The sequence below is a fragment of the Nonomuraea sp. NPDC050663 genome, from assembly GCF_044456985.1.
Classification (GTDB): Bacteria; Actinomycetota; Actinomycetes; order Streptosporangiales; family Streptosporangiaceae; genus Nonomuraea.
The window spans coordinates 325,572-341,451 of sequence record NZ_JBITGL010000002.1 but is presented as its reverse complement, the minus strand read 5'-3'; the positions used below and the strand labels follow the sequence as shown (position 1 = coordinate 341,451).

Here is a 15,880-nt window from a genome sequence, read left to right as displayed (position 1 = left end):
CGGGCAGAGAATGAATCCATGAATGCCTTACTGAGATTTCTCCGTTCTGATCCCGTCGGCGCGCCCGCGGACGGGCGGGCGCTGGGCCTGGGTCTGAGCGCCGCCTTGCGCAAGCACTATTCGGCCGAGGAGGCCGATCGGTACCTGGAGTTGTGGAGCGCGACGGCAGAAGGCCGCGGGCAGGCCACCCCTCGCCCGCCCGCGGCCTGATCAACGCTCGGCCGGTTGCTTCTCCTCCTTGCGCGACTTCATGAGACTGAGCACCGTGGTGACCGCCAGGGTGCCGACGATGACCCCGAGCGAGACCACGATCGGGATCTCCGGCGCCCACGACACGCCGTCGTGGTGCAGCGCCTCCATGATCAGCTTGACGCCGATGAAGGCCAGCACCACCGACAGGCCCTTGCTGAGATAGACCAGCCGGTCCAGCAGCCCTCCGATCAGGAAGAACAGCTGGCGCAGGCCCATCAGGGCGAAGGCGTTGGCGGTGAAGACCAGGTAGGGCTCCTTCGTCAGGCCGAAGATGGCCGGGATGGAGTCGAGCGCGAACAGCAGGTCGGTGGTGCCGATCGCGACCATCACGATCAGCATCGGGGTGACCATGCGCCGGCCGAGGTGCACCGTCAGCTTGGCGCCGTGGTAGGTGTCCGTGGTCGGGAGCACCCTGCGCACGGTGCGCAGCGCGATGTTCTCGGAGAACTCCGCCTCCTCCTCTTCGTGCCCGATCAGCTTCCACGCGGTGTAGATGAGGAAGGCGCCGAAGATGTAGAAGAGCCAGTCGAAGCGGGTGATGGCCTCCGAGCCCGCCGCGATGAACGCCCCGCGCATCACCAGCGCCAGGATGATCCCGATGAGCAGCACCTTCTGGCGATACTGCCTGGGCACCTGGAATCGGCTCATGATGAGCAGGAAGACGAAGAGGTTGTCGACCGACAGCGAGTATTCGGTGATCCATCCGGCGAAGAACTCCCCGCCGTGCGCCGGTCCCGACAGGATCAGCAGCCCGACGCCGAAGACGACCGCCAGGCCGACGTAGAAGCTGACCCAGCCCACGCACTCCTTGAACGACGGTTCGTGGGGATTGCGGGCCACCAGGTAGAAGTCCAGGGCCAGGATCAGGCAGAACCCCCCGATCGTGGCCAGCCAGATCCAGGTGGGCAGGTTCAACGGCTGATCCTCCTTGCCTGCTGTACGTAGCAATCGAGAAGGGCGGCCGCGCGGGGGTTGTCACCTGCCCGGCGCAGCAGCCAGTACGGCATGATCCGCTCGTGCATCCAGATGAAGCCGATCGCGAAGCCGACGCTGACCAGGGCCTGGTAGGCCAGGAAGAGCAGCACCCCGTCGCGCATGCCCAGGCCTGTCATCAACTCCTGGATGAGCCTGGCCAGGGGGAAGGCGGCCATCCAGTACAGCCCGGCGGGCCCGAACGCGCCGGGGCGGAAGAAACCCTTGCCGAGCAGCGTGCCGTACAGGCCGCCGAAGATCGCGAGAGGTACGGCCAGCACCAGGCCGGAGGGCTGCCCCACGAGGAGGGTCAGCCCACCGGCGATGGCACCGGCGACGGCTCCGATCAGCACCCCGGGAAGGGCGATTTCGAGGCTGTGCCGTAGGTTCATCAGCCCACGACCACGCCGAAGGCGAACAGGCTGTAGAACAGCATGCCGAGGTAGAACACCGCGCCGAAGCCGATGATGACGTTGGTCCACCACTTCGGCCTGATCGGTTTGGGCAGCATGCGGTTGTTGACCAGCAGCAGCGTCACGCAGTAGGCGCCCATGGCGAACGTCGACAGGAACGCCAGCGTGTCCAGGATCCCGCTCGGTCCGTCGGCCGGGCCGAACAGCAGGATCAGGATGCCGAAGATGATCACGCCCCACAGGAAGCCCGCGTACAGGTAGGACATCTTCACCTTCTTCGCCCCGGGGACGAAGTTGTGGGTCATGTCCGCCTGGCCACGCGAGAAGGAGTCGAACAGTCCCAGCGTGGCGTTGAGGCCGATCAGGGCGATGAAGCCGAGGAAGATCGTGCCGAGCACCGCGCTGCCCGCCGAGGCGACGGCGTCCGACATGGCGCTCAGCGCGACCTCGCGGTCGTCACCCTGGATGGCGGTGCGCACGGCCGGGTTCTGCCGCACCGCCGCCTGGGCGATCACCGTGAAGGAGACCGTGACCAGCATGGTGATGCCCCAGAACAGCAGGAAGGCGTCGAAGGTGACCCAGCGCCGCCAGCCCTTCCACTTGGCCATCTCGGCCGGGTCCTCGGTGTCGAACATGAAGCCGCGGGAGGGCATCTCCTCCTCTTCGCCCGCGTGCCTCAGGCCGCGCACCTTGGGGATGTGCACGCCCATGCCGGCGCCGGAGTCGCGAAGGTGCAGCGTGTACCACATCTGCTGCATGCCCGACGGACCGGCGAAGGCGCAGGCGCCCACGATGACCGGGAACCACGCGGCCGACAGCGCCTCCGACGGCAGGTAGCCGAAGGAGAACATGCCGGTGATGGTGGTGACCACGTCGCTCCAGGAGCCGACCATGGCCGCGACCACCGCGGTGCCCAGCACCAGCGTGCCGATGAGCAGGGATAAGACGTTCTCCAGCACGTTGTAGATCACCTTGGCGAGGCTGAAGATCACCCCCACCAGGATCAGTCCCGCGACGGCCGTGACCGTCCACGGTATGCCGCTGATCTCCTCGAACGCCGCCGCGCCCGCCGACAGGTGGCCCGGCCAGATGTAGACCAGGATCGCCACGACGAAGAAGAACCACATCAGCGGCTTGAACACTCTGGCCGCGCCGGAGAAGATGCTCTCCCCCGTGGCCATGGCGTAGCGGGCCATCTCCAGCATCACCACCGCCTGGAGCGTGACGCCGATCAGGAACAGCCAGCGGATCTCCGGCCCGAACAACAGCACGAGCCTGGGCCACATGTACGACTCGCCCATGCCCACGCCGAGGGCGACGAGGAAGACGGTCGGCCCCAGGATGTGCACGGAGGGCGGCGCGTCTGGCAGTTTCCTGATGGGCATCGGCTCCAGCCGGCCCGCTTTCCATACTCGTTCGGCTTCAACCGGCGGCGCTACCACCGGTTCTTTCGACGTGTCCACTTACGGACCTCCTGGGGGGTTGGTTCTTCTGCGGCGCGGTTCCCCGAATTACGCCCCCACTGCGTCTCGGCTCTAACGCAGCAATCCAGCAGCCCTCGCCCAGCGGTACTTGGCGCCAAGCACCGCCACTGGCTTCTCTGTCGTGTACGGATACGCGATGACGCCATGCTCGAACAGGTAGTCGCAGGCCTCCTCGACCTCGGTGTCCCCGGCCAGTGAGGCCACGACCGGCTTGTGGTTGCCCTTGGCCCGCTCCTCGCCCACCACGCGGGCGATCAGTTCGGCGAAGACCATGGGCGGGGTGACGATGGTGTGCCAGTAGCCCAGGACCAGCGCGTGGATGCGCTCGTCCGTCAGGCCCAGCCGCACCGTGTTCTCGTAGGTCGACGGCGGCTCGCCGCCGGTGATGTCGATCGGGTTGCCCGCCGCGCCGAACGGCGGGATGTAGGCGCGGAAGGCCTCGTCGAGGTCGGGCGGGATCTCCATCAGGGAGAGCCCGGCGTCGACCACCGCGTCGGAGAGCAGCACGCCGGAGCCGCCCGCGCCGGTGATGATGACGACGTTCTCGCCCTGGGGGGTGGGCATCAGCGGCAGCGCCCTGGCGTACTCCAGCATGTCGTTGAGCCCGGGGGCGCGCACGACGCCCGCCTGTCGCAGGATGTCGTCGTAGACCTTGTCGTCGCCCGCCAGCGCGCCGGTGTGCGAGCCGGCCGCCCGCGCGCCGAGCGCGGTGCGTCCCGCCTTGAGCACGATGATCGGCTTGTGCGGCACGACCTCGCGGGCGGCCGCGACGAAGCCGCGCCCGTCCTTGAGGTCCTCCAGGTGCATGGCGATGGCGCGGGTGTTGTCGTCCTGGCCGAAGAAGGTGAGCAGGTCGTCCTCGTCGACGTCGGCCTTGTTGCCGACGCCCACGATCGCCGAGACGCCCATCTTGGTGGTCCGGCTGAAGCCCAGGATGGCCATGCCGATGCCGCCCGACTGCGAGGTCAGCGCCACGCTGCCCTTGACGTCGTACGGCGTGCAGAAGGTCGCGCAGAGGTTCTCGGGCGTGTAGTAGTAGCCGTAGATGTTGGGGCCCAGGATGCGCACGCCGTGCTTCCTGGCGATGGCGACGATCTCGGCCTGGCCCTCGTGGTTGCCGGTCTCGGCGAAGCCCGACGGGATCATGATCGCCCCGGCCACGCCCTTCTGCCCCACCTGCTCCAGCGCCCCGGCGACGAACGCCGCGGGGATGGCGAAGACGGCGACGTCGATGTCGTACGGCACCGCGGCGATCGAGTCGTAGGCGGGCAGTCCCATGATCTCGGGCGCCTTCGGGTTGATCGGGAAGATCCGCCCCTGGTAGCCGCCGTTGATGAGGTTGCGCATGACCGAGTTGCCGATCTTGCCCTGCTCGTTGGAGGCGCCGATGACGGCGATCGAGCGGGGTTTGAAGATGCGGGTCATCTGGCCGAGGATGACGTCCTTGCCCAGCCGCTCGGTTTCCGCGGGCCGCTCGCCGACGATGATCCGCACGTCGGCCGCGACGGCGCCCTTCGCGCTCGCGAACACCGGGTTGAGGTCGATCTCGATGATCTCCGGGTGGTCGTCGACCAGCCTGCCGACGCGCTCGATCAGATCCGCGAGCGCCTGCCTGTCCGCGGGCTCGGCACCACGGACACCACGCAGCACTTCTGCTGCTTTGATGTCATCCAGCATCCCAAGGGCATCATCACCCGAAAGTGGGGCAAGTCGGAAGGTCACATCCTTCAGGACTTCGACCAGGACACCTCCCAGGCCGAACGCGACGACCTTGCCGAAGGTCGGATCGGTGACCGCGCCCACGATGACCTCGTGACCGCCGCCGACGAGCTGCTGCACCTGCACGCCGTCGATGCGGGCGTCGGCGTCGTAGGCGCGGGCGTTGGCCAGGATCGTGTCGTAGCCCTGCCGTACCTCCTCGGCGGTCTTGAGCCCGACCAGGACGCCGCCGGCGTCGGTCTTGTGCAGGATGTCGGGCGAGACGATCTTCAGGACGACGGGCAGCCCCAGCTCGGTGGCGAGTGCCTCGGCCTCGGCGGCGGAGGTGGCCAGGCCCTCGCCCGGGGTGGCGATGCCGTACTGCTGGCAGATCGCCCGCCCCTCGGGCGCGGTCAGCGCCGTGCGCCCCTCCGCCAGGGCCTTCTCGATGATCTCCCGCACTAGATGACTCCGTTCGTCTTCAGCTCGGCCAGCTCCTCGGCGCTCACGCCGAGGGAGCCGTAGATGTCGGTGTTGTGCTCGCCGAGCAGCGGCGGCGTCATGACGTCGACCGGCGAGTCCGACAGCTGCAGCGGGCTGCCGACGGTGAGGAACTCGCCGCGCTCGGGATGGTCGACGGCGACCACGATGCCCTCGTCGCGCAGGCTCTCGTCCTCCGCCAGCTCCTTGGTCGACAGGATCGGGCCGCACGGGATGTTCTCGGCGTTGAGCCGGTCGAGCACGCTCCACTTGTCGTGGTTGAGCGTCCACTCCTCGATCAGCTGGAACATCTTGTCCAGCTTGTTCAGCCGCGCGTCGGGGGTCGCCCACTCGGGGTCCTCGGCCAGCTCGGGGCGGCCGATGATGGTCGCGATGGGCTTCCACCCGACCGGCTGCACGATCACGTAGATGTAGTCGTTGGGACCGCCGGGCGCGCACCGCACCGCCCAGCCGGGCTGGCCACCGCCACTGGCGTTGCCGCTGCGGGGCACCTCGGCGCCGAAGGTCTTGTTCGGGTACTCCCGCAGCGGGCCGTGGGCCAGGCGCTGCTGGTCGCGCAGCTTCACGCGGCACAGGTTCAGCACGGCGTGCTGCATGGCGACCTGCACGCGCTGCCCCCTGCCGGTGGACTCGCGCTGGTAGAGGGCGGCCAGGATGCCGGCCACGGCGTGGATGCCGGTGCCGGAGTCGCCGATCTGGGCGCCGGTGGCCAGCGGCGGGCCCTCCTCGAAGCCGGTGGTGGTCATCGAGCCGCCCATCGCCTGCGCGATCACCTCGTAGGCCTTGAACTTGGCGTACCTGCCGGTGCCGAAGCCCTTGATCGAGGCGTAGACGAGCCGGGGGTTGATCTCCTGCAGGCGCTCCCAGGTGAAGCCCATGCGGTCGACCGCGCCGGGACCGAAGTTCTCGACCAGGACGTCGGCCGACTTCACCAGCTCGGTGAACAGTTCCTTGCCGCGCTCGGACTTCATGTTCAGGGTGATGCTGCGCTTGTTGCAGTTGAGCATCGTGAAGTAGAGGCTGTCGACGCCGGGCTTGTCGCGCAGCTGCTGTCGGGTGATGTCGCCGGTGGGCGCCTCGAGTTTGACGACGTCCGCACCCAGCCAGCCGAGCAGCTGGGTGGCGCTCGGGCCGGACTGCACGTGGGTCATGTCGAGGACTCGGACTCCAGTCAGAGCTTTCATCAAGACCTCACTTGTACATCGTCTGGTTCATGGTGCCGGGCGCGTAGACCTCGGGGTCCACCCATACGTTGATCAGCGAGGGCTTGCCCGACTCGCGGGCTCGTTCCAGGGCCGGACGGATCTCGGCCGGGTCGCTGACCTCCTCGCCGTGGCCGCCGAGCAGCTTGGCGAACTCGCCGTATTTGATGTCGCCCAGCGTGTTGCCGATCCTGGCCCGGTCCTCGCCGTACTTGGCGGCCTGGCCGTACCTGATCTGGTTCATCGAGGAGTTGTTGCCGATGACGCCGATGAACGGCAGGTCGAAGCGGATCATCGTCTCGAAGTCCCAGCCGGTGAGGCTGAAGGCGCCGTCGCCGAACAGGCACAGCACCTCCTTGTCGCGGCGGGCCTGCTTGGCGGCCATCGCGAAGGCCATGCCGACGCCGAGCGTGCCGAGCGGTCCGGGGTCCATCCAGTGGCCCGGCGACTTGGGCTGCACGACCTGGCCGGAGAAGGTGACGATGTCGCCGCCGTCGCCGATGTAGATCGTGTCCTCGGTGAGGAACTCGTTGATCTCGTGGACCAGGCGGTAGGGGTCGATCGGCTTGCTGTCGGACAGCTGGCGCGGCAGGCGCTTGTCGTAGGACTGGGTCTCGACCGTGCGCAGCTCGTCCATCCAGGCCTGGCGCTTGGCGACCGTGTCGGTGACGCGGCCGCTGGAGGCCTGCAGCACGGCGCTGAGCACGAGGCCGGCGTCGCCGACGATGCCCAGGTCGATGTCGCGGTTCTTGCCGACGGTGCGGTAGTCGAGGTCGATCTGGACCACCTTGGCCGTCGGGCTGAGCCGCTTGCCGTACCCCATGCGGAAGTCGAAGGGGGTGCCGACGATGATGATCAGGTCGGCCTCGGTGAAGGCGTAGCGCCGGCTGAGCTGGAAGTGGTGCGGGTCGCCCGGCGGCAGGGTGCCGCGGCCGGAGCCGTTCATGTAGGCCGGGACGTTGAGCCCGCGCACGAAGTCGATGGCCGCGTCGGTCGCCCGGCAGGTCCACACCTGGCTGCCGAGCAGGATGCACGGCTTCTCGCTGTGCGCGAGCAGGTCGGCGAGCTGCTCGATGGCCGCGGGGTCGCCCTGCTGGCGGGTCGAGGCCCGGTACTGCCCGGCGGCCGGGATGCGGGCCTTGTCGAGCGGGACCTTGGCGTCGAGCACGTCGCGCGGGATCTCCAGGAAGCTCGGGCCCGGAGCGCCGTGGTAGCACTCGCGGAAGGCCATCGAGACGATGTCGGCGATGCGCTCGGTGCTCGGGACGGTGGCGGCGAACTTGGTGATCGGGGTCATCATGTCGACGTGCGGGAGGTCCTGCAGCGAGCCCATCTTGTGCTGGCTCAGCGCCCCCTGACCGCCGATGAGCAACATCGGGCTCTCGGCCCGGAAGGCGTTGGCCACGCCCGTGACGGCGTCGGTCGTGCCAGGACCCGCCGTCACCACCGCGCAACCGGGTTTGCCGGTGATGCGCGCGTACCCATCGGCCGCATGGGCGGCCACCTGCTCGTGGCGGACGTCGATGACCTCGATTCCCTCGTCCACACAACCGTCGTAGATGTCGATGATGTGGCCGCCGCAGAGGGTGTAGATCACGTCCACGCCCTCGGCCTTCAGGGCCTTGGCTACGAGATGACCACCGGAGATGGTTTCCGACATGGGAGCGACCCTTCTGTCTTCCGCATACTGCATACCGTATGAGGGCTATGGTTACCCTCATGTGAACCGCGTGTCTAGACCTTTCTCGGCAACTCGAGGAGCTCGACCTGCTCGCCGTCCCAGCCGGGAGGCACCACGGCCAGGGCGTCGGCCAGGGCGGCTCCCCACAGGCTGGCGGGGCCGTCGTGGCCGGTCGGGACCGCGCCGCGGCCCGACCTGCGCACCGGGACCAGCCGGGTGTCGCGCGGATGCGCCCGCACCGGTCCCGCCAGGGCGCACATCTGCCTGGAGGGGCCGCGCAGGAGCGGCACGAGCAGGGTCATCGCCGCGCCGAGAGCGGCGAACGGATTGCCCGGCAGGCCCACCACGAGCGGGCCGGCTTCCGGCAGGCGGGCCAGGAGCTGGGGATGGCCGGGGCGCACCGCCACGCCGTCGACCAGCACCTCGGCGCCGAGGTCCGCGAGCACCGCGCGCAGGTGGTCGGCGGGACCTCTGGAGGAGGCGCCGCAGACCACGAGCACGTCGGCCTTGCGCGCCGCCCACCGCACCCCGGCGTCGAGCGGAAGGCGGCCGGCGTCCGGGAGGCACTCCCACCCGGTCAGCGCCCCGGCCAGAGCCTGCCGCCCGTCCGGAAGCCGCACCTGCTCGGTGATCCGCCCTCCGGCCCACTCGACGAGGCCGGGCAGGAACGGGCCGATGGAGTCGCGCACCCTGCCGTGGCGGGGCAGGCCTTCGTGCACGACCTCGTCGCCGGTGACGAGCACGGCGACGTTGGGGCGCGGGCGGACGGGCAGCGTGTCGTGCCCGAGCCCGGCGGCCAGGGCCAGCACCACGGGCGTGACCTCGGCCCCGGGGCCCAGGACCATGGCGCCGTACTCGACGTCCTCGCCCCGGCGGCGGATGTGGGGGCGGCGGGAGGGCTCCCGCTCATCCACCACGGGTCCGCCGGTCGCGTGTTCGTACGGCACGACGCGGTCGGCGCCGCGTGGCACCGGCGCGCCCGTGGCGATCTCGACGCAGGCGCCCGGCAGCAGCGGCCCCTGGTACGGCTCGCCCCCCGCCAGCACGTGCCCGGCCACCCGCCAGGGCCCCTCCCCCGCCACGGCGTACCCGTCCATCGCCGCCACGTCCACGCCGGGTAAGGCGACGAGGGCACGCAGCGGGGCGGCCAGGCGGCAGCCGTACGCCTCGGCGAGCGGCACCTCCACGGGAACCGGCGCCCGGCCGGCGGCCACGGCGACCTGCCGCGCCACCTCCCATGCCACCGCCGCGAGGTGGGGTGCGTGCAGTCCAGTCCCGACAACAGTCATGGGCGACTCCTTGACCGGCATTTTTCCATACTGTATACCGAATGCACAATCCGACGCGAGAACGGAGCGCAGCATGAAGGTCGCTGTTCTTGGCGCCGGCGCCATCGGCGCGTACGTGGGAGCCGCCCTGCACAAGGCCGGAGTCGAAACACATCTCATCGCCAGAGGCCACCACCTGGAGGCGATCCGCCTCCACGGTGTGCGGGTGCTCAGCCCCCGGGGCGATTTCACCGCCCACCCCCATGCCACCGACGACCCAGCCCAGGTCGGTCAGGTGGACCACGTCTTCCTGGGCCTGAAGGCGAACGGTTACGCCGCCGCCGGCCCCATGATCAAGCCGCTGCTGCACGAGGCCACGAGCATCATCGCCGCGCAGAACGGCATCCCCTGGTGGTACTTCCACGGCCTGCCGGGGCCGTACGAGGGCTACCGCATCGAGAGCGTCGACCCCGGCGGCACGGTGACCGCGGCCCTGCCGCTGGAGCGCGCCATCGGCTGCGTCGTGTACGCCGCCACCGAGATCGAGGAACCCGGCGTCATCCGTCACCTGGAGGGCACCCGCTTCTCCATCGGGGAGCCGACCGGCCTGCCGACCGACAGGTGCCGGGAGTTCTCCGAGGCGATGGTCGAGGGCGGGCTGAAGTGCCCGGTCGAGCCCGACCTGCGCAAGGACGTGTGGATCAAGTTGATGGGCAACATCGCCTTCAACCCGATCAGCGCGCTGGCCCGGGCCACCATGGCCGGCATCGCCCGCCACGAGGGCACCCGCGAGCTGGTCATGGCGATGATGCACGAGACGGTCGAGGTCGCGCGCCGGGTCGGGTGCGACCCGGGCATCTCCGTCGAGCGCCGCCTGGCCGGGGCGGAGAAGGCGGGCGACCACAAGACCTCGACCCTTCAGGACCTGGAGAAGGGCAAGCCGCTCGAGCTGGACGTGCTGCTGGCCGCGGTCGTGGAACTGGCCGATCTGACCGGGGCCGAGGTGCCCACCCTGCGTGCGATCCACGCGGTGAGCGACCTACTCAACGAAAGTCTCATACCGTAGGCTGTATACAGAATGGAGGGATCATGAGCTATGACCGCCTGACCCGTCCACTGGTGCGTGAGGACGGCGTGCTGCGCGAGGCGAGCTGGGAGGAGGCGCTCGAGAGAGCAGCCGAAGGCTTCCGCCGCAATATCGAGGCACACGGGCCCGACTGCTTCGCGATGTTGTCGTGCGCCCGTTCGACCAACGAGATGAACTACGTGGGCCAGAAGTTCACCCGCGTGGTGGTGGGCACCAACAACGTGGACTCCTGCAACCGCACCTGCCACGCCCCCAGCGTGGCGGGATTGTCGGCCGTGTTCGGCAGTGGCGGAGGCACCTCCTCCTACCAGGAGGTCGAGGACACCGATGTGATCGTCTTGTGGGGTTCGGCGGCCCGCAACGCGCATCCCATCTTCTTCCACCACGTGTTGAAGGGGCTGAAGAAGGGCGCGCGGATGTTCGCCGTCGATCCCCGGCGCACCGGCACCGCCCAGTGGGCGCACCGGTGGCTGGGGCTCAACGTCGGCACCGACATCCCGCTCGCCCATGCCGTGGCCCGCGAGATCATCCACGCCGGGCTGCACAACAGGCCCTTCATCGAGCGCGCCACCGTCGGCTTCGAGGAGTTCGCCGCCTCCGTCGAGCCGTGGACCCTCACCGTCACCGAGCAGGTCACCGGCGTGCCCGCCGAGGCGATCAGGGAACTGGCCCACACCTACGCCCGCGCCGACCGGGCGCAGCTGGTGTGGACGCTCGGCATCACCGAGCACCACAACGCCACCGACAACGTGCGCGCCCTGATCAACCTGTCCCTGCTCACCGGGCACGTGGGACGCTACGGCTCCGGCCTCTCGCCCCTGCGCGGGCAGAACAACGTGCAGGGCGGCGGCGACATGGGCGCCATCCCCAACCGCCTGCCGGGCTTCCAGGACATCCTCGACCCCACCGTCAGGACCCGCTTCGAGCAGGCGTGGAACATCGGCATCAAGCCGCAGTACGGCCTCAACCTCACCCAGATGCTGGAAGGCATGGCCGAGGGCGAGGTCACCACCTGCTACCTCATCGGCGAGAACCCGGTGCAGTCGGAGGCCGACTCGCTGGCCTGCGTCAAGCGCCTGTCGATGCTCGACCACCTGGTCGTGCAGGACATCTTCCTCACCAAGACCGCGCAGATGGCCGACGTGGTGCTGCCCGCCAGCGCCGCGTGGTGCGAGGCCGACGGCACCTTCACCAACAGCGAGCGGCGCGTGCAGCGGGTGCGCAAGGCGGTCGAGCCGCCGGGCGAGGCGCGCGACGACATCTGGATCATGTGCGAGATCGCCCGCCGCCTCGGCCACGACTGGCACTACGACGGCGCGGAAGAGGTGTGGAACGAGCTGCGCGCCCTGTCGCCCGCCCACCAGGGCATGACCTACGAGCGGCTGGCCGAGTTGCAGGGCATCCAGTGGCCGTGCCCGTCGCTGACCGAGCTCGAACCCCCCTACCTGCACGGCCGGTTGTGGACCGAGAACCCGGGACCGCCCGCGCCGTTCGGCATCCTCAAGCACTCCCCGCCCGTCGACCTGCTCGACGAAGAGTACCCCCTGCGCCTGACGACCGGGCGCCGGCTCGACTCCTACAACACCGGCGTGCAGTCGTCGGGCTTCGCCTCTCCCCTGCGGCGCGGCGAGACCATCGAGCTGTGCCCGGAGGACGCGCTGAAATTAGGCGTGGCCGAAGGCGAGGAGGTCCGCATCACCTCGCGGCGCGGCTCGGTGATCGCGCCCGTCTACATCGACCCCGCCCTGCGTCCTGGGCTGGTCTTCATGACCATGCACTTCCCCGACGAGGTCGACACCAACGCCCTGACCATCGAGGCGACCTGCCCGATCGCCGGGACGGCCGAGTTCAAAGCGGCCGCCGTCCGGGTCGAGAAGCTCGTGGCGGTGAGCTGATGGACATCCGTCTGCGCGGCGTCGAACCCACCGATGAGGAGCGCGCGGCGGTCGACGCCCTGCTCGGCCCGCCCGCCTCCGCGTGGGAGGGCGGGGCTCGCACCGAGGCCGATCTGCGCTTCGCCACCCGCGCCGAACCCGCACGCGACCTGCTGCTGCCCGCGCTCCACGCGGTGCAGGACCGGGTCGGGTGGATCAGCGAGGGCGCGCTCGACTACATCTGCCGCCGCCTGACCGTGCCGCCCGCCGAGGCGTACGGCGTCGCGTCGTTCTACTCGCTGCTGTCGCTGGAGCCGCGCACCCCGCGCGTGCTGCACGTCTGCACCGACCTGGCGTGCGCGGCGAACGGCTCCGGCGAGGTACGGCAACGCGTCGAGGCCGAGCTGGGACCGCCGGGCACGACCTGGGTGGAGAGCCCCTGCCTGGGCCTGTGCGACCGGGCGCCCGCCTGCCTGGCCCTGACGGCCGGGGAGCGCCCCTCGTGGGAGATCGAGGCGCCCGAGGTGCCGCCGGTGCCGCAGCGCGGCGAGGCGGGGCTGACCCTGCTGCGGCGGGTCGGCACGGTCGATCCGTCGAGCCTGGACGACTACCGGGCCACCGGCGGCTACGCGGCCCTGCGCAGGGCCTTCGAGCTGGGCCCCGCCGGGGTGATCCGCGAGGTCACCGACGCGGGGCTCGTCGGGCGGGGCGGCGCGGCCTTCCCGACCGGGCGCAAGTGGGCGGCCACGGCCTCGCAGCCCGACCATCCGCACTACCTGGTGTGCAACGCCGACGAGAGCGAGCCGGGCACCTTCAAGGACCGGGTGGTCATGGAGGGCGACCCGTACGCGCTCATCGAGGCGATGACGATCGCGGCCTACGCCACCGGGTGCGCCAAGGGGTACCTCTACATCAGGGGCGAGTACCCCCTGGCGACCGCCAGGCTGTCGCACGCGATCGCCACCGCCCGCACCCGGGGCCTGCTCGGCGACGACATCCTCGGGCAGGGTTTCCGCTTCGACATCGAGATCCGCCGGGGCGCCGGCGCCTACATCTGCGGCGAGGAGACCGCGATCTTCAACTCCATCGAGGGCTACCGGGGCGAACCGCGCACCAAGCCGCCCTTCCCGGTGGAGAAGGGGCTGTTCGGCAAGCCCACGGTGGTCAACAACGTCGAGACGCTGGTCAACGTGCTGCCGATCCTGGAGCGCGGCCCCGAGGCCTACCGGGCGGCGGAGCCGAAACTCTTCTGCGTGTCGGGCAACGTCGCCAGGCCGGGCGTCTACGAGCTCCCGTTCGGCGCCACCCTGCGCGAGCTCCTGGAGCTGGCCCGGCCGACCGGCGACGTGCGCGCCGTCCTCATGGGTGGGGCGGCCGGATCGTTCGTCACCGACCTCGACATCACGCTGACCTTCGAGGGCACCAGGGCAGCGGGCACCACGCTGGGCTCCGGCGTGGTGATGGTGCTCGACGAGAACGTCGACCTCAAGGCCATCCTGCTGCGCATCGCCGAGTTCTTCCGCGACGAGTCGTGCGGCCAGTGCGTGCCCTGCCGGGTGGGCACCGTGCGGCAGGAGGAGGCCCTGCACCGGCTGTCGAAACGGGTCAGCTCCGACGACCTGGTGCTGCTGCGGGAGGTCGGGCAGACCATGCGCGACGCCTCCATCTGCGGGCTGGGCCAGACCGCGTGGAACGCCGTGGAATCGGCCATCGACCGCCTGGGGGTGTTCAAGTGATCCCGTTGCAGCCGCCCCGCCGCCTGATCGACGTGGAGATCGACGGGCAGGTCGTCCGCGTCCCCGAAGGCTCCACGATCCTGGACGCCTGCCGTACGGCGGGCAAGGACATCCCGACGCTCTGCCACGGCGACACCCTCACGCCCAAGAACGCGTGCCGGGTGTGCGTGGTGGAGGTGGAGGGCTCGCGCACGCTCGTGCCCTCCTGCTCGCGCAAGGCGGAGACGGGCATGAAGGTCGCCACCTCGGGCGAGCGCTCGATGTCCAGCCGCAAGGTGGTGCTGGAGCTCCTGGCGTCGTCGGTCGACCTGTCGACCACGCCCAGGGCCAAGGAGTGGATGGCCGAGTACGGCGCCGACCCCGCGCGGTTCGGCGAGGAGGCCGCCAGGGTCGAGCAGCCCGTGAAGGTCGACAACGAGCTCTACGTGCGCGACTACAACAAGTGCATCCTGTGCTACAAGTGCGTGGACGCCTGCGGCGACCAGTGGCAGAACACCTTCGCGATCGCCGTCGCCGGGCGCGGCTTCGACTCGATGATCTCCACCGAGTTCGACGCCCCGCTGACCGACTCCGCCTGCGTCTACTGCGGCAACTGCGTCGAGGTCTGCCCCACGGGGGCGCTGTCGTTCAAGAGCGAGTTCGACATGCGCGCCGAGGGCACCTGGGACGAGTCACGGCAGTCGCAGACCACGACGATCTGCAGTTACTGCGGGGTGGGCTGCAACCTCACCCTGCACGTGCAGGACAACAAGATCGTCAAGGTCACCTCCCCGCACGACAACCCGGTCACCCACGGCAACCTGTGCGTGAAGGGACGCTTCGGGTATGGCTACGTCTAGAGCGCTGCGCCGGCCGGTGCTGAAGATCCGCTCCGCCGTACCCTCGCGGCGGATCGATCACCTGGCCGCCGAGGAGCCGCTGGAGATCCGCCTCGACGGCACGCCGCTGACCGTCACCATGCGGACCCCCGGCGACGACTTCGACCTGGCCGCCGGCTTCCTCGTCAGCGAGGGGGCCGTCGGCTCGGCGGGCGACATCTCCTCGATCCGCTACTGCGCAGGGGCGACGGCCGAGGGGCTCAACACCTACAACGTCCTGGACGTACGGCTGGCGCCGGGTGTGGCGGCGCCCGCGCCGCGCAACTTCTACACGACCTCCTCGTGCGGGGTCTGCGGCAAGGCCTCCCTGGAGGCGGTGAGCACGGTCGCCCGGTGGAGCGTGCGCGACGACCCGATGCGGGTGACGCCCTCGCTTATCAGCTCCCTGCCCGACCTGCTGCGCTCGGCCCAGCGGGTGTTCGACAGGACCGGCGGCCTGCACGCCGCCGGGCTGTTCACCCCGGACGGCACGGCGTTGTGCGTCAGGGAGGACGTGGGCAGGCACAACGCGGTCGACAAGATCCTCGGCTGGGCGGCGCGCGAGGACCGGCTGCCGCTGTCGGGGACGGTGCTCATGGTGTCGGGACGCGCCTCGTTCGAGCTGGTGCAGAAGGCGGTGATGGCGGGCATCCCGATGCTCGCCGCGGTCTCGGCGCCCTCCTCGCTGGCAGCGGAGCTCGCCGCCGCCGAGGGGCTGACGCTCATCGGGTTCCTGCGGGGGGAGTCGATGAACGTCTACACCGGCGAGCAGCGGATGGAGGTCGATGAGCGCAGGCGCGAGAGCGCGTAGACGTCACCCCGGGCACGGGCCACGGCTCGGCCCGTGCACGCCGA

General features: G+C 69.8%; 13 protein-coding genes. 6 read left to right on the top strand and 7 right to left on the bottom strand.

From position 1 onward, the window contains the following. Positions 1-18: 18 nt before the first annotated feature. Positions 19-210 carry a hypothetical protein gene (locus ACIBH1_RS06285; protein ID WP_397312516.1) on the top strand — a complete coding sequence of 64 codons (192 nt, stop codon included), beginning with the start codon at positions 19-21 and terminating at the stop codon, positions 208-210. On the opposite strand, the gene ACIBH1_RS06280 is transcribed toward ACIBH1_RS06285, so the two are convergent. From ACIBH1_RS06280 to ACIBH1_RS06250, 7 genes are all read right to left on the bottom strand, one after another. Beyond that, on the bottom strand, positions 211-1,167 hold the full coding sequence (locus ACIBH1_RS06280; protein ID WP_397312515.1) for a TerC family protein: 957 nt from the start codon (positions 1,165-1,167) through the stop codon (positions 211-213). Then, positions 1,164-1,616, bottom strand: a complete 453-nt coding sequence (locus ACIBH1_RS06275) for a hypothetical protein (RefSeq protein ID WP_397312514.1) — start codon at positions 1,614-1,616, stop codon at positions 1,164-1,166. The genes ACIBH1_RS06280 and ACIBH1_RS06275 overlap by 4 nt, the downstream gene beginning before the upstream one ends. Further along, on the bottom strand, positions 1,616-3,022 hold the full coding sequence (locus ACIBH1_RS06270; RefSeq protein WP_397312513.1) for an Nramp family divalent metal transporter: 1,407 nt from the start codon (positions 3,020-3,022) through the stop codon (positions 1,616-1,618). Before ACIBH1_RS06270 ends, ACIBH1_RS06275 begins: the two co-directional genes overlap by 1 nt. A gap of 150 nt (positions 3,023-3,172) precedes the next feature. After that, positions 3,173-5,281: an acetate--CoA ligase family protein gene (locus ACIBH1_RS06265; RefSeq protein ID WP_397312512.1), complete on the bottom strand. Its 2,109-nt coding sequence runs from the start codon at positions 5,279-5,281 to the stop codon at positions 3,173-3,175. Beyond that, positions 5,281-6,507 carry a formyl-CoA transferase gene (frc, locus tag ACIBH1_RS06260; RefSeq protein ID WP_397312511.1) on the bottom strand — a complete coding sequence of 409 codons (1,227 nt, stop codon included), beginning with the start codon at positions 6,505-6,507 and terminating at the stop codon, positions 5,281-5,283. Before frc ends, ACIBH1_RS06265 begins: the two co-directional genes overlap by 1 nt. A 4-nt stretch (positions 6,508-6,511) precedes the next feature. Then, on the bottom strand, positions 6,512-8,182 hold the full coding sequence (locus tag ACIBH1_RS06255) for a thiamine pyrophosphate-binding protein (protein ID WP_397312510.1): 1,671 nt from the start codon (positions 8,180-8,182) through the stop codon (positions 6,512-6,514). Positions 8,183-8,256: 74 nt separating this feature from the next. Next, positions 8,257-9,492 carry a molybdopterin molybdotransferase MoeA gene (locus tag ACIBH1_RS06250; protein ID WP_397312509.1) on the bottom strand — a complete coding sequence of 412 codons (1,236 nt, stop codon included), beginning with the start codon at positions 9,490-9,492 and terminating at the stop codon, positions 8,257-8,259. A gap of 73 nt (positions 9,493-9,565) precedes the next feature. On the opposite strand from ACIBH1_RS06250, the gene ACIBH1_RS06245 reads away from it, so the two are divergent. Genes ACIBH1_RS06245 through fdhD form a run of 5 tightly spaced genes read left to right on the top strand, consistent with a single transcriptional unit; the run spans position 9,566 to position 15,836 of the window. Continuing rightward, positions 9,566-10,537, top strand: a complete 972-nt coding sequence (locus ACIBH1_RS06245; protein ID WP_397312508.1) for a 2-dehydropantoate 2-reductase — start codon at positions 9,566-9,568, stop codon at positions 10,535-10,537. A 23-nt stretch (positions 10,538-10,560) separates the two neighbouring features. Beyond that, complete coding sequence (locus ACIBH1_RS06240; RefSeq protein ID WP_397312507.1) at positions 10,561-12,453, top strand: molybdopterin oxidoreductase family protein; 1,893 nt, start codon at positions 10,561-10,563, stop codon at positions 12,451-12,453. Then, on the top strand, positions 12,453-14,168 hold the full coding sequence (locus tag ACIBH1_RS06235; protein WP_397312506.1) for an NAD(P)H-dependent oxidoreductase subunit E: 1,716 nt from the start codon (positions 12,453-12,455) through the stop codon (positions 14,166-14,168). Before ACIBH1_RS06240 ends, ACIBH1_RS06235 begins: the two co-directional genes overlap by 1 nt. Before the next feature lie 5 nt (positions 14,169-14,173). Further along, positions 14,174-15,007, top strand: a complete 834-nt coding sequence (locus tag ACIBH1_RS06230; protein WP_397313090.1) for a 2Fe-2S iron-sulfur cluster-binding protein — start codon at positions 14,174-14,176, stop codon at positions 15,005-15,007. Further along, positions 14,994-15,836, top strand: a complete 843-nt coding sequence (fdhD, locus tag ACIBH1_RS06225; protein ID WP_397312505.1) for a formate dehydrogenase accessory sulfurtransferase FdhD — start codon at positions 14,994-14,996, stop codon at positions 15,834-15,836. The genes ACIBH1_RS06230 and fdhD overlap by 14 nt, the downstream gene beginning before the upstream one ends. Positions 15,837-15,880: the final 44 nt, after the last annotated feature.